The organism is Kitasatospora sp. NPDC034023 (genome assembly GCF_055575795.1).
This window is the reverse complement of sequence record NZ_JBVIRY010000003.1, coordinates 12,609-26,445: the sequence shown is the minus strand read 5'-3', so window position 1 is coordinate 26,445 and position 13,837 is coordinate 12,609. Positions and strand designations below refer to the sequence as shown.

Sequence of the window (13,837 nt, the reverse complement as noted above, 5' to 3'; positions counted from 1 at the left end):
AACCCCATTAGTTAGGCACCTAATCACAAATAATTAGGCGCCTAATCGGCTCCACCGGAACCGCGAACCCGAAGGTGAGACAACCCATGAGCAAGAAGGCCCCCGGCGCTCCGCCGCCGTTCGTCCTGTGGCGCGAGGTCCTGGCCGCCTACGCCATGCCCGCGGTGATGGCCGGCCTCGGCGGAGCCGCCACCCGACAGCAGCCGCTGGTGGTCGCCGCCCTCACCACCATCGGCGGCACCTCGGCCCTCGTGGCCGCCGTGCTCGGGGCCGTCCTGCGCCGCCGCCCGGTCCGCGCCAGGCCCGCCCGGACGCCTCGCGCGCTGGCGGCAGCCGTCCTCGGTCTGGTCGCCGCCGCGCTCGGCCTCGCCGTCGGCCTGGCCGCCGCGCGCTGGCTCCCGCACGTCCCGATCCTCGCCGACAGCTCCTGGCCGCACCGGCTGCCGGTCGACCTGCCGGTCTCCTCCGCCATCGCCGCCACCATCACCACCTGGCGCTGGCGCGGCAGCCGCCGCATCCGCGAACCGCAGCAGCACCTCCACACCGCACCCCGACCCGAAGGACAGACGACATGATCGTCATCATGGGCGCCGCCGGCGCCACCGGCGGCGCCACCCTGCGCAGCCTCTCCGCCCTCGGCGCCCCGAGCCGCGCGCTCAGCCGCGATCCCGCCCGCCTCGCCGCCGGGCTGGACGAGCGGACGCTCGCGCGGACCGAGCCGTTCCCGGCCGATGCCGCCGACCCGGCGTCCCTTCGCACGGCCTTCCGTGGCGCCGACCGGCTCTTCCTCACCATGGCCAACAGTCCGGATCAGGTCCGGTACGAGCTGAACGCGATCGACGCGGCCCTCGACTGCGGGGTGGGGCACATCGTCAAGGTCTCCGCTCCCGCCGCCGAGCCGGACTCCCCCGTCGCGGTCTCCCGGGGCCACCACCTGATCGAGGAGCGCCTGCGGTCCTCCGGCGTCACCACCACCGTGCTGCGTCCGTACGCGTTCATGCAGAAGCTGCTGCTCCTGGCGCCCGGCATCGCCGCCGCCGGGGTGGTGCACGGCGCGACGGGGCAGGCGCGCTGCAACTACGTGGACGTCCGGGACATCGGCGACCTCGCCGCCGACGTGCTCACCCGCGCGGAGCCGGCGGCCGGCAGCTATCCGCTCACCGGCGGGCGGGCCTACAGCCACCCGGAGCTCACCGCGCTGCTGGGCAAGCTGCTCGGCCGGCCGGTCCGCTACGTCGACCTCTCCCCGGCCGAGCTGCACGGCCACCTGGTCGGGCGGGCCGGGATGCCGGACTGGCTCGCCGCCCACGTGGTGGAGATCCAGCAGCTCGCGGTGGTCCGCCGGGAGACGCCCGACGACGCCTTCGCCCGTGTCACCGGGCGCACTCCGCGCACACTGGAAGCCTTCCTCCGGGAGCACCTGCACCGCTTCCGCTGACCGTCCCGACCGGGTGGCGGGCCCGGACCGGCCCGGGCCGCGGGGCCGAAAGAGCTCCGGAAACGGCCGAAACGCCGGGCCCGCCACCCGAAGGGAGCAGTATTCGCTGTGGTGTGGATCACGATCCGAAATCCGGTCTGACGATCCGTCAATTCGACTGATTTACCGTCACATCAAGCCCAGAGGGCCCCAGTTGTCGACTGATGCTTCGTCAGATTCTTTCACTCTCGGCCGAGTTGGGTCGAGTTGGGTCGAGCGCGGCCCCCTACGCCGCCGGTCAACCGGAGCTACCATCGGTCGGGTTGTCCGCTCCGGCCCCGGAGTGGGGTCACCCGGTTACGGCGAGTGCTCCCACCGCCCCCAGGGGCCGGGCATCGATCGGAACGGGGCGAGGACGAGGAGCGCACGGGCTGCCATGACAGCTGAACCGAGCCAGCCGAACGAGCCCAGCCGGCCGCAGCAGATCGCCGCGCCGTCGCGCGCCCTGTTCCCGGGCCGCCCGGCCGCCGCGCCGCGCACCCTGGTGGACGTCCTGGACGCCACTGTGCGCGCCCACCCCGACGAGCCGGCCCTGGACGACGGCCGCACCGTGCTCAGCTACCGCGCGCTGGCCGCCGAGGTCGAGCAGCTGCGCCGCCGGCTGGCCGCCGCCGGGATCGGCCCGGGCGACCGGGTCGGCGTGCGGGTGCCCTCCGGCACCAACGACCTGTACGTCTCGATCCTCGCCGTGCTCGCCGCCGGGGCCGCCTACGTCCCGGTGGACGCGGAGGACCCGGACGAGCGCGCCGAGCTGGTCTTCGGCGAGGCCGGGGTCGCCGCCGTACTCGGCTCCGGGCGCGCCCTGACCGCGACGGCGGAGCCGACGACCGCGCCCGACCGCCGCCCCACCCCCGCCGACGACGCCTGGATCATCTTCACCTCCGGCTCCACCGGCAAGCCCAAGGGCGTCGCCGTCACCCACCGCAACGCCGCCGCCTTCGTGGACGCCGAGGCCGCGCTCTTCCTCCAGGACGAGCCGATCGGCCCGGGCGACCGGGTGATGGCCGGCCTCTCGGTGGCCTTCGACGCCTCCTGCGAGGAGATGTGGCTGGCGTGGCGGCACGGCGCCTGCCTGGTGCCGGTCCCCCGCTCCCAGGTTCGCAGCGGCGCCGACCTCGGCCCCTGGCTGGCCGAGCAGGAGATCACCGTGGTCTCCACCGTCCCGACGCTGGCCGCGCTGTGGCCGGCCGAGGCACTCAACGAGGTACGGCTGCTGATCTTCGGCGGCGAGGCCTGCCCGCCCGAGCTGGTGCAGCGCCTGGTTACCGAGGGCCGCGAGGTGTGGAACACCTACGGCCCCACCGAGGCCACCGTGGTCGCCTGCGCCGCGCTGCTGACCGGCGACGGCCCGGTGCGGATCGGCCTGCCCCTGGACGGCTGGGACCTCGCCGTGGTGGACGAGGCCGGCGAGCCGGTCGCCTCCGGCGGTACCGGTCAGCTGGTGATCGGCGGCGTCGGCCTGGCCCGCTACCTCGACCCGGAGAAGGACGCCGAGAAGTACGCGCCGCTGTCCTCGCTGGGCTGGGAGCGCGCCTACCGCAGCGGCGACCTCGTCCAGGCCGACCCGGCCGGTCTGCTGTTCCTCGGCCGCACCGACGAGCAGATCAAGCTGGGCGGCCGCCGCATCGAGCTCGGCGAGGTCGACGCGGCGCTGCAGGCCCTGCCCGGTGTGGCGGGCGGGGCCGCCGCCGTCCGGACCGCGCGCGGCGGCAACCAGCTGCTGGTCGGCTACCTGGTGGTCCAGGACGGCTTCGACCGTGAGCGGGCCGTCGAGCGGCTGCGCGCCGAACTGCCCGCCGCCCTCGTCCCGCTGCTCGCGACCGTCGAGACCCTGCCCACCCGGACCTCCGGCAAGGTGGACCGCAACGCCCTGCCCTGGCCGCTGCCCGAGCTGGAGGCCGCCGGACCGACCGAGCAGCTGTACGGCACCGAGGCCTGGCTGGCCGAACAGTGGTCCGAGATCCTCGGCATCACGGTCGGCGGCCCGCGCGACGACTTCTTCGCGATCGGCGGCGGCAGCCTGGCCGCCGCCCGGCTGACCACCCTGCTGCGCAGCCGCTACCCCAGCGCGGCCGTCCTCGACATCTACCAGCACCCGACACTGCGCAAGCTCGCCCGACACCTGGAGGGCACCGCCGCCGAGAGCGTCGAGGCCCGCACGGTGACCCTCGTGCCGACCAGGGCCAAGCTGCTGCAGCTGCTCCTGCTGATCCCGCTGTTCACCGTGGTCGGCCTGCGCTGGACGGTCGCCCTGCTGGCCGCCGGCAACCTGCTCACGCACCTCGGGGACTATCCTTGGGCGCCCACCGCCTCCTGGTGGTGGGTCGGCGCGGGCGCGCTCGCGCTGTACACCCCGGCGGGGCGGCTGGCGGTCTCGGCGGGCGGTGCCCGGTTGCTGCTGCGCGGCCTGCGCCCCGGCAGCCACCCACGCGGCGGCGCGGTCCACCTGCGGCTCTGGGCGGCCGAGCGGCTCGCCGAGCTGAGCGGTGCGACCTCGCTGTCCGGCGCCTGGCTGGTGCGCTACGCCCGTGCGCTGGGCTGCAAGGTCGCGCCCGACGTGGACCTGCACTCGCTGCCGCCGGTCACCGGGATGCTGAAGCTGGGCCGCGGCTGCGCGGTCGAGGCCGAGGTGGACCTGTGCGGCTACTGGCTGGACGGCGACCGGCTGCTGATCGGCCAGGTCAAGGTCGGCTCCGGCGCCGTGGTCGGCACCCGCTCGACGCTGCTGCCCGGTGCCCGGGTCGGCAAGCGCGCCCAGGTCGTGGCCGGCTCCAGCGTCACCGGCCAGGTGCCGACCGGCCAGCGCTGGGGCGGTGCGCCCGCCGTCAAGCTGGGCCGTGCCGAGCGCACCTGGCCCAAGGAGCGCCCGCCGCGCCGGGCCCGCTGGGCCGCGATGTACGGCGCCGGCGGTGCCGTGCTCGGCCTGCTCCCGGCGCTGCCGGCCCTCGCCGGGCTGGCCGTGTTCGCCCGCTTCGTCCACCAGGGCGACTCCCTCGGGCCCGCGCTCGGCGGCGCGCTGCTCGGCCTGCTGCCGGCCACCCTGGCGTACGGCGCGGTGTACGCGGCGCAGCTGCTGGTGCTGGTCCGGCTGCTGAGCATCGGCCTGGTGCCCGGGCTGCACCCGCTGCACGGCCGGGTCGGCTGGCAGGCGTGGACGGTCACCCAGCTGATGGACCGCGCCCGGGAGGTGCTGTTCCCGCTCTACGCCGGGCTGGTCACGCCGCTGTGGCTGCGGGCGCTCGGGATGCGGGTCGGCCGGGGCGCCGAGGTGTCCACGGTGCTGGCACTGCCCAGCCTGACCACGGTCGGGGACGGCGCGTTCCTGGCCGACGACACCCTGATGGCGCCGTACGAGCTGGGCGGCGGCTGGGTGCGGCTCGGCGAGGCGAAGGTCGGCGAGCGGGCGTTCCTCGGCAACTCGGGGATGACCGCGCCGGGCCGGTCGGTGCCCAAGCGCGGCCTGGTGGGCGTGCTGTCGGCGACGCCGGCGAAGGCGAAGAAGGGCGGCTCGTACCTGGGCATGCCGCCGATGCGGCTGCCGCGCTCGGCGGACCGGGCCGATCAGAGCCTGACCTACGAGCCGCCGGCCCGGCTGCTGTGGGCGCGCGGGCTGGTCGAGCTGGCCCGGGTGGTGCCGGTGCTGGCCTCGGGGGCACTGGGCCTGCTGACCGTGGCGGCGCTGTCCTGGCTGGCCGCCGGCTCGCCGCTGACCGCCGCGCTGCTGTCGGGCGTGGTGCTGCTGGGGGCCGGCGCGGTGGCCTGCGTGGTCGCGGTGGCGGCGAAGTGGCTGCTGGTCGGGCGGTTCCGGGCGGTGGAGCACCCGCTGTGGAGCGGTTTCGTGTGGCGCAACGAGCTGGCGGACACCTTCGTGGAGATGCTGGCGGTGCCCTGGCTGGTCGGTGCGGTGCCGGGCACGCCGGTGCTGAACCTGTGGCTGCGGGCGCTCGGCGCGCACGTCGGGCACGGTGTCTGGTGCGAGAGCTACTGGCTGCCGGAAGCGGATCTGGTCACCCTCGGCGACGGGGTCAGCATCAACCGGGGCTGCGTCGTACAGACCCACCTCTTCCACGACCGGATCATGCGGATGGATACTGTGGTCCTCCGCGAGGGCGCCACCCTGGGCCCGGGCGGCATCGTGCTGCCCGGCAGCACGGTGGGCGCGCGCAGCACGCTGGGCCCGGCCTCGCTGGTGATGCGCGCCGAGTCCGTCCCCGACGACACGCGGTGGCTGGGCAACCCCATCGAGGCGTGGCAGACCACGTCATGACCACCCGTCCCGGCCCGCAGGAAGCCCCCGTCCCCGTGAAGCCCAAGCACGCCCCGGCGGCCGCCGGCGCCCCGGACCCGTACTTCCCGACCAGCGGCGACCACCGCTACCGGGTGCACCGCTACGAGCTGACGCTGGACTACCGGCCCGGGCCCAACCGGCTGGCCGGTTCGGCCCGGCTGAGCGCGGTGGCGGACACGGTGCTGGCGGAGTTCGCGCTCGACCTGGCCGAGTTCCGGATCGGGCGGGTGCTGGTCGACGGCCGGGCCGCCCGCTACACCCACCGCGCCGGCAAGCTGCGCATCCGCCCGGCCAAGCCGCTCGCGGCGGGCGCGGCGTTCACCGTCGAGGTGCACTACACCGGCAACCCGCGCCCGGTGCGCAGCCCGTGGGGCGGCCTGGGCTGGGAGGAGCTGACCGAGGGCGCGCTGGTGGCCAGCCAGCCGGTCGGCTCGCCGTCCTGGTTCCCGTGCAACGACCGGCCCGCCGACAAGGCGACCTACCAGATCGCGGTCACCACGCCGTCCCCGTTCACCGTGGTGGCGAGCGGCCGGCTGCTGACCCGCACCACCCAGGCGTCCAGCACCACCTGGGTGTACGAGCAGAGCGCGCCGACCTCGACCTACCTGGTGACGGTGTCGATCGGCCACTACCGGCCGGTGCCGCTGGCCGCGCGGCCGGCCGTGCCGCAGACCGGGTACGTGCCGGAGCGGCTGGCCACCGGGTTCGCCCGGGACTTCGCCCGGCAGCCGGAGATGACGACCTACTTCGGCGAGGTCTTCGGGCCGTACCCCTTCGGCGAGTACGCGGTCGTTCTCGCGGACGAGGAACTGGACGTCCCGGTGGAGGCGCAGGGCATCGCCACCTTCGGCACCAACCACCTCGGCGGCGGCTGGGAGCGCGAACGGCTGATCGCGCACGAGCTGGCCCACCAGTGGTTCGGCAACAGCGTCACGATCGCCGACTGGCGGCACATCTGGCTCAACGAGGGCTTCGCCAAGTACGCGGAGTGGCTCTGGTCCGAGCACGCCGGCGGCCCGGCCGCGGCCACCCACGCCGCCGCCGCGCACGCGCTGTTGTCCGGGCTGCCACAGGACCTGACGCTCGGCGACCCGGGCCGGAAGCTGATGTTCGACGACCGGCTGTACCAGCGCGGCGGGCTCGTCGTGCACGCGCTGCGGCGGGCCCTCGGCGACGACGCGTTCTTCGCGATGCTGCGGGACTGGACGAGCATCAACCGGCACGGCGTGGTCGACACCGCCGACCTGCGGGCGCACGCCTCCCGGTACGTCGCCACCCCGCTCGGTCCGCTCTTCGAGGCCTGGCTGGAACGGCCGGAGCTCCCGCCGCTGCCGGGCTGACCGCGCGTCGGGACAGCCGGTCGTCCGGTCGGCGGAGAGGCGGTTTATCCGGTCGGAGGCGGGGCGGTTTATCCGGTCGGAGGCGGGGCGGTTTATCCGGTCGGAGGCGGGGCCGGGCTGGACTACTGTCCGTCACATGTCGATGAGTTTCGAAGACCACATGACCGACCTGCCCGACGAGTTGCTCCCCACCACCCGCCGCGCCCTGCTGCACCGGCTCGCCGTCGCCCAGTCCGAGGGGCGCACGCCCTCGATCGTCGCCGGCGTGGTGCGCGGCGGGCGGCTGGTGTGGAGCGGCGCCCGCAGCATGATCGACGGCCACGCGCCGACCCCGGACGTCCAGTACCGGATCGGCTCGCTCACCAAGACCTTCGTCGCCGTGCTGGTGCTGCGGCTGCGCGACGAGGGCCTGCTCGACCTCGCCGACCCGCTCTCCCACCACCTGCCCGGCACCCCGGCCGGCGGCGCGACGATCGCCCAGTTGCTCTCGCACTCCGCGGGGCTCGCCGCCGAGACCCCCGGCCCGTGGTGGGAGCGGACCGAGGGCTCGCTGCGGCCCGGCCTCGGCGACCTCCTGGAGGCCGAACGTCCGCTCAAGCACCCGGCCGGCCGGCTCCACCACTACTCCAACCCCGGTTACGCGCTGCTCGGCGCGCTGGTGGAGAAGCTGCGCGGCGAGCCCTGGGGCGAGGTGCTGCACCGCGAGGTGCTGGCGCCGCTGGGCATGGACCGCACCACGCTGCTGCCCGAGCACCCGCACGCCGGGGGCTTCGCCGTCCACCCGTGGGCCGACGTCATGCAGCCCGAGCCGCTCACCGACACCGGCCTGATGGGCCCGGCCGGCCAACTCTGGTCCACCGGCGCCGACCTGGCCCGCTGGGCGGCCTTCCTCGCCGTCGGCGACGACAAGGTGCTGTCCGCCGACACCCTCGCCGAGATGCGCCGCCCCGCCGTCGCCCCGGAGGACGCCGGGTGGACCAAGGCGTACGGCCTCGGCCTGCAACTGCGCCGACACGGGGGCCGGTTGCTGGCCGGGCACACCGGCTCGATGCCCGGCTTCACGGCGGGCCTGTGGATCAGCGAGGCCGACGGCCTGGCCGCGTTCGCCCTCTCCAACGCCACCAGCGGTGCCGACACCGCGCAGCTGGCCGCCCGGTTGATCGCGCTCACCGCCGAGCACGAGCCGCGGCTGCCCGAGCCGTGGCGCCCGCTGAACGAGGTGGACGAGGAGCTGTTGGAGCTGACCGGCCCCTGGTACTGGGGCGCCGCGCCGAACGCCCTGCGGCTACGGGCCGGCCGGGTGCTGGAGCTCGCGCCGCTCGCCGGCGCCGGCGGCGGCCGCGGCTCGTGCTTCCGGCCCGAGGCGGACGGCACCTGGACCGGCCTGGACAACTACTACGCGGGCGAGACCCTGCGGGTGGTCCGGGGCGCCGACGGCACGGTCAGCCACCTGGACGTCGGCTCCTTCGTCTACACCCGCGAACCGTACGGACCGGCCGACGCCGTCCCGGGCGGCGTCGACCCGGCGGGCTGGCGGGCCATGTGAGCCGGGTCGGCACGTGAGCCGGGTGGCCCGGGTGGGGTGACCGCGACCGCGGGGGCGTACGGTGCAGCCGCACGCCCCCGTTGTCCACCCCCTGCGAACGAGCGCCCGGTGCCGGGCAGATGACCGGCAGGCCACGGGTGGTCCCATTCAGCAGGTGCACATCTGCGCTCCGCCGTGCCGCAACGTGGATGCCAACCGACTCGGAGAGACATACCGAGACCGGTTCGCGTCCATGCCCAACCACCTGCGGACCGGGACGGTGCCCTGGCGATCCACGGCACCGCCGATCGTGCTGCCCTGGAGGGTCCGCCATGACCACCGTCCCCACGTACACTCCGTCCGCAGTCGCCCCCGCCCACGACACCCCGGCGGTCCCCGCCCCGCGCCACCGGCCCGCGCCGGTGTCCGCGTCCGCCCCCGCCTCCCTCGCCACCCCCGCCTACACCGTCTCCCTCGCCCGCGACGAGGACGACGTGCGGGCCGCCCAGCGGCTGCGCCACCAGGTGTTCGCCGCCGAGCTCGGCGCCGTCCTGCACAGCCCGGTCGCGGGCCTGGACGTCGACCCGTTCGACGAGTACTGCGACCACCTCCTGGTCCGCGAGGGCGAGCACGGCACCGTCGTCGGCACCTACCGGCTGCTGCGCCCCGAGGCCGCCCGGCGGGCCGGACGGCTGTACTCCGAAGGCGAGTTCGACCTGTCGGCCCTGGCGCCGGTCCGCCCGGGCCTGGTCGAGCTCGGGCGCTCCTGCATCCACCCGGACCACCGGGGCAACGGCGCCGTCATCAACCTGATGTGGGGCGGCATCGCCCGCTACCTCGCCGACACCGGCAACACCTGGGTCGGCGGCTGCTGCTCGATCGGCCTGGAGGACGGCGGCGCCACCGCCGCCCGGGTCTGGGACACCGTCAGCGCCAAACACCTGGCGCCCGCGGAGTACCGGGTCGCCCCGCGCCGCCGCTGGGACGCCACCGGTGTGCCGCGCGCCGAGCGGGGTGCGCTGCCGGCCCTGCTCCGCGGCTACCTGCGGCTCGGCGCCTGGGTCTGCGGCGAGCCCGCGTACGACCCGGACTTCCACTGCGCCGATCTGTACGTACTGCTCTCGCTGGAGCGCACCGACCCGCGCTACCTGCGGCACTTCCTCTCCGGGCTGCCCGGCCTGGGCACCGCGGCATGAGCGTCTGGCTGCCCACGGCGACCTGCCGGCCCGAGACCTGCCTGGCCGGCCCCGCACCGCATGTCTCCCACCCCCGGCGGGTGCTGCGGCTGACGGCCTGTCTGGCGGCGGTCGTGGTCGGCGTCGCGCTCATCCCGCCGGTCCGCCTGCTCCCGTACGGCGGCCGGGAGCGGCTGATCCGGCTCTGGGCGCGCATTCTGCTCCGCACCCTCGGGGTGACCGTCCACCTCGCCGGGCCCGACGGCGGGCCTGTCGGTGCGGCCGGGGGCGGGGGCGGGCCTGTCGGTGCGGCCGGGGGCGGGGGCGGCGGGGTGCTCGTGGTGGCCAACCACGTGTCCTGGCTGGACATCCCGCTGCTCGCGGCCGGACGTCCGGGCCGGTCGCTGGCCAAGACCGAGGTCCGGCAGTGGCCGGTACTCGGCCGGCTGGTCGCCTGGGGCGGCACCGTCTTCCTGGACCGCGACCGGCTGCGGACGCTGCCGGACACCGTGGCGGCGGTAGCCGAGGTGCTGCGCTCCGGACGCCCGGTGATCGTCTTCCCGGAGGGCTCGACCTGGTGCGGGCGGGAGAGCGGCCGGTTCCGGCCCGCGCTGTTCCAGGCCGCGGTGGAGGCGCGCGCCTTCGTCCAGCCGGTGACCATCCGCTACCGGCTGGCGGACGGACGGCCGACCAGCGTCCCCGCCTTCGTCGGGGACGACGGGCTGCTCACCTCCCTCGCCCGGGTGGTCGCGGCCCGCGGGCTGGTCGCCGACGTGACGTTCCTGCCGCCGATCCCGCCGCCCGCCCCGCGACCCGCCCGGGCGGACGCCCGGCGCGAACTGGCCCGGACGGCGCAGGCGGCGGTGGAAGGGATCCACTGACCGGCCGCCACGACGGCGGCCGGTCAAGCTCGGTGGGCCTCGGCCGACTCCGCCGGGTGCGGTCGCCGCGCGCCGACGGCACCACCCGGGACAACCCCGGTCGGGCCCGGCCCAAGGCACCCGAGGGCCCCACCGGCTCCCCGGCCGCGGGATAGGCTCGCCGGGCACCCCGGCCCGTACGACCACGGAGGAGTCACCGATGCCCGACACGTACCCCCTCTACGAACCGTACGCGCAAGGCCTGTTGGATGTCGGCGACGGGCAGCGGATGCACTGGAACGCCTCCGGCAACCCGGCGGGCACGCCGGCCGCGGTGGTGCACGGCGGGCCCGGGTCCGGCCACAGTCCGGGCGCCCGACGGTACTTCGACCCGGAGCGCTACCACGTCGTCCAGTTCGACCAGCGCGGCTGCGGGCAGAGCCTGCCGCACGCAGCCGACCCGTCGACCGGGATGGAGCACAACACCACCCGTCACCTGATCGCCGACATGGAGCGACTTCGGGAACACCTCGGCATCGACAAGTGGCTGCTGTACGGCGGTTCGTGGGGATCCACGCTGATCCTCGCGTACGCCCAGGCCCACCCCGAGCGCGTGTCCGGGATCGTCATCTGCGGGGTCACCATGACCGACACCGGCGAACTCGACTGGCTCTACCGGGGGGTCGGCCGGCTGATCCCCGGGCCGTGGGAGGAGTTCCGGGACTTCCTGCCGACCGCCGACCGCAACGGCGACCTCCTCGCCGCCTACAGCCGACTGCTCAACAGCCCCGACGAGACGGTCCGACGAGCCGCCGCCACCGCCTGGGCCACCTGGGAGGACGCGGTCATCTCGCACGAGGCCCTGGGCAAGCCGAACGCCTACACCGACCGCCCCTCCGACGCCCTGATGGCCTTCACCCGGATCACCGCGCACTACTTCTCGCACCAGGCCTTCCTGGAGGACGGCCAACTGCTGCGCGACGCCGGACGACTGGCCGGGATCCCGGCCGAGCTGATCCACGGCCGGCTGGACCTCGGAGCACCGCTCGGCATTCCCTGGAAGTTGACCAAGGCCTGGCCGGACGCCCGTCTGACGGTCATCGACGAGTCCGGGCACACCGGAAGCCCGAGGATGACGGAGGCGGTCCTGGCCGCGATCGAGCGCTTCGCCTGAACACCCGGGCTCCGCACGGGCAGTTGGACCGTTCGTCACAAGTGGCCCATTCCAATGAACCCCTACGATACGATGCATGATCGCCTACGCCCCAGCCGCCCTGTTCTTCCTGTTGTTCGGGATCGGGGTACTGCGCGACCGCCGCCAGTTCAGCAACGCCGTCCTCCTCGGTATCGCCGTCTCGCTCCTCTCCCTCGCCCTGCTCACCGAACTCCGCAGGACGACCACCACGGTGGTCGAGATCGTCGCGGCGGCGATCATCCTGCTGCCGGCCCTCGGCACGGCGGCCCTGGTCTGGTTCCTGCTCTCCAACGGGCTCACCATGATCCGCAAGGAGGGCAGACGACCCGCCAACCTGCTGTCGCTGCTCGCCGGGCTGGGCATCATCACCGTCATCGTGCTGCTGCTCGCCGCCCTCGCCACCGGCTCGCGGCGGCTGGCCATCCTGGCGGGCACCGCCGTCCTGGTGGTCCTCTACGTCTCGTTCCTGTTCGTCTGCTTCGTCGGCTACGCCTTCCTGTACAGCCGCCACCGGCCTCGCCGGGACGTCGACTTCGTGGTCGTGCTCGGCTCCGGGCTGATCGGCGGCGAGCGCGTCCCGCCGCTGCTGGCCAGCCGGCTCAACCGGGGCCGCGAGGCGTACGAGAAGCAGGCCGCGCACGGCAATCCGCCGGTACTGATCACCTCGGGCGGCCAGGGACCGGACGAGAAGCTGCCTGAGTCCCATGCGATGGCCGACTACCTGACCGAGCGCGGCTTCCCGGCCGAACACATCGAACGGGAGGACCGCTCGCGCACTACCGAGGAGAACCTGCTCTTCAGCAAGGCCATCATGGAACAGGCCAAGCCCGACTACCGCTGCGTCGTGGTCACCAACAACTTCCACGCCTTCCGGGCGGCGCTCCTCGCCCGCAAGACCGGTGTCAACGGACACGTCTTCGGCTCGCCCACCGCCCGGTACTACTGGCCGACCGCGACCATCCGCGAGTTCGCGGCGGTGTTCCTCTCGCACAAGCTCGTCAACTTCGGGATCTGCGGCCTCCTCGCACTCTGCGGGGTGCTCGCGGCGCTCTGAGCGCCCATGTCACCTACCCCTCCGGCCTGAGCCCGGCGAACAGGTCGTTCTCGACCCCGCCCGCCCCGGCCGCCCCGCCTGCTCCACCGGCCCCGGGCAGCAGGCTCCGGGCCAGGTGGTAGTCCTCGGTCGGCCAGACCTCGCGCTCGATGTCCCGCGGGTGGGCCATGAACGCGACCCCCGGCGCGACCTGGGTGGCGTGCGCCAGCATCGCCGCGTCCCGTACGGCGAACTGCTCGGCGCACGCTATCCGGGTGGTGGTCGTCAGGACGGGCGGGGTGTCGGGCCACCCGGCGAGCAGTTCGCCCATGGCCGAGGGGACGCCGCGCTCCGTCATGGCGTCGTGCAGGGTCTGGAACCAGGCCCGGGAGAGCGCCACGTGGTAGTAGAGCTTGGACGCCTGCCAGGGCTCGCCCGCTTCGGGGTGGCGCCCCGGGTCGGCGGCGGCCTCGAAGGCCGCCACGGTGACCTGGTGGGTCATCACGTGGTCCGGGTGCGGGTACCCGCCGGTCTCGTCATAGGTGATCACCACGTGCGGGCGGAACTCGCGGATCAGTGCGACCAGCGGCGCCGCCGCGGCCTCGACCGGCTGGGAAGCGAAGCAGCCCTCGGGCAGCGGCTCGTCCGGCCCCGGCATGCCGGAGTCGACGAAGCCGAGGAACTGCTGGCGCACCCCGAGGATCTCCCGGGCGGCCGCCATCTCCTCGCGCCGGATCCGGGCGATGTCGGCCCGGACCTCGGGACGGTCCATCGCCGGGTTGAGCACCGAGCCGCGCTCACCGCCGGTGCAGGTGACGACCAGGACCTCCACCCCCTCGGAGGCGTACCGGACGAGGGTGGCCGCGCCCTTGCTGGACTCGTCGTCGGGGTGCGCGTGCACGGTGAGCAGGCGCAGGCCGCCGGGGTGTTTGGTGAACATGGAT

The 13,837-nt window shown here is 74.6% G+C and carries 10 protein-coding genes; 9 read left to right on the top strand and 1 reads right to left on the bottom strand.

Going from position 1 to position 13,837, the window contains the following annotated elements; all coding sequences use genetic code 11:
* Positions 1 to 86 precede the first annotated feature (86 nt).
* The 9 genes from ACZ52R_RS05435 to ACZ52R_RS05395 all read left to right on the top strand — a co-directional run bounded on the left by ACZ52R_RS05435 (position 87) and on the right by ACZ52R_RS05395 (position 12,914).
* Positions 87 to 575 carry a hypothetical protein gene (locus ACZ52R_RS05435; protein ID WP_465619625.1) on the top strand — a complete coding sequence of 163 codons (489 nt, stop codon included), beginning with the start codon at positions 87 to 89 and terminating at the stop codon, positions 573 to 575.
* Complete coding sequence (locus ACZ52R_RS05430; RefSeq protein WP_465619627.1) at positions 572 to 1,438, top strand: NmrA family NAD(P)-binding protein; 867 nt, start codon at positions 572 to 574, stop codon at positions 1,436 to 1,438. The genes ACZ52R_RS05435 and ACZ52R_RS05430 overlap by 4 nt, the downstream gene beginning before the upstream one ends.
* Positions 1,439 to 1,853: 415 nt before the next feature.
* Entirely contained in the window at positions 1,854 to 5,744 is a 3,891-nt protein-coding gene (locus ACZ52R_RS05425; protein ID WP_465752802.1) for a Pls/PosA family non-ribosomal peptide synthetase, read from the top strand.
* Positions 5,741 to 7,105, top strand: a complete 1,365-nt coding sequence (locus ACZ52R_RS05420) for a M1 family metallopeptidase (RefSeq protein WP_465619672.1) — start codon at positions 5,741 to 5,743, stop codon at positions 7,103 to 7,105. The genes ACZ52R_RS05425 and ACZ52R_RS05420 overlap by 4 nt, the downstream gene beginning before the upstream one ends.
* A gap of 160 nt (positions 7,106 to 7,265) precedes the next feature.
* Positions 7,266 to 8,651: a serine hydrolase domain-containing protein gene (locus ACZ52R_RS05415; protein WP_465619674.1), complete on the top strand. Its 1,386-nt coding sequence runs from the start codon at positions 7,266 to 7,268 to the stop codon at positions 8,649 to 8,651.
* Positions 8,652 to 8,962: 311 nt separating this feature from the next.
* Positions 8,963 to 9,826, top strand: a complete 864-nt coding sequence (locus ACZ52R_RS05410) for a GNAT family N-acetyltransferase (protein ID WP_465619631.1) — start codon at positions 8,963 to 8,965, stop codon at positions 9,824 to 9,826.
* Positions 9,823 to 10,686 carry a lysophospholipid acyltransferase family protein gene (locus ACZ52R_RS05405; RefSeq protein WP_465752800.1) on the top strand — a complete coding sequence of 288 codons (864 nt, stop codon included), beginning with the start codon at positions 9,823 to 9,825 and terminating at the stop codon, positions 10,684 to 10,686. The genes ACZ52R_RS05410 and ACZ52R_RS05405 overlap by 4 nt, the downstream gene beginning before the upstream one ends.
* A gap of 199 nt (positions 10,687 to 10,885) precedes the next feature.
* A complete protein-coding gene (gene pip / locus ACZ52R_RS05400) occupies positions 10,886 to 11,839 on the top strand; it encodes a prolyl aminopeptidase (protein WP_465752798.1) in 954 nt (317 codons plus the stop codon).
* Between the two features lie 76 nt (positions 11,840 to 11,915).
* Positions 11,916 to 12,914 carry a YdcF family protein gene (locus tag ACZ52R_RS05395; protein ID WP_465619637.1) on the top strand — a complete coding sequence of 333 codons (999 nt, stop codon included), beginning with the start codon at positions 11,916 to 11,918 and terminating at the stop codon, positions 12,912 to 12,914.
* A 13-nt stretch (positions 12,915 to 12,927) separates the two neighbouring features.
* Here the strand turns inward: ACZ52R_RS05395 and mca are convergent, their stop codons facing one another.
* Positions 12,928 to 13,833, bottom strand: coding sequence for a mycothiol conjugate amidase Mca (gene mca, locus ACZ52R_RS05390; protein ID WP_465752796.1), 906 nt, complete (start codon positions 13,831 to 13,833; stop codon positions 12,928 to 12,930).
* Positions 13,834 to 13,837 lie beyond the last annotated feature (4 nt).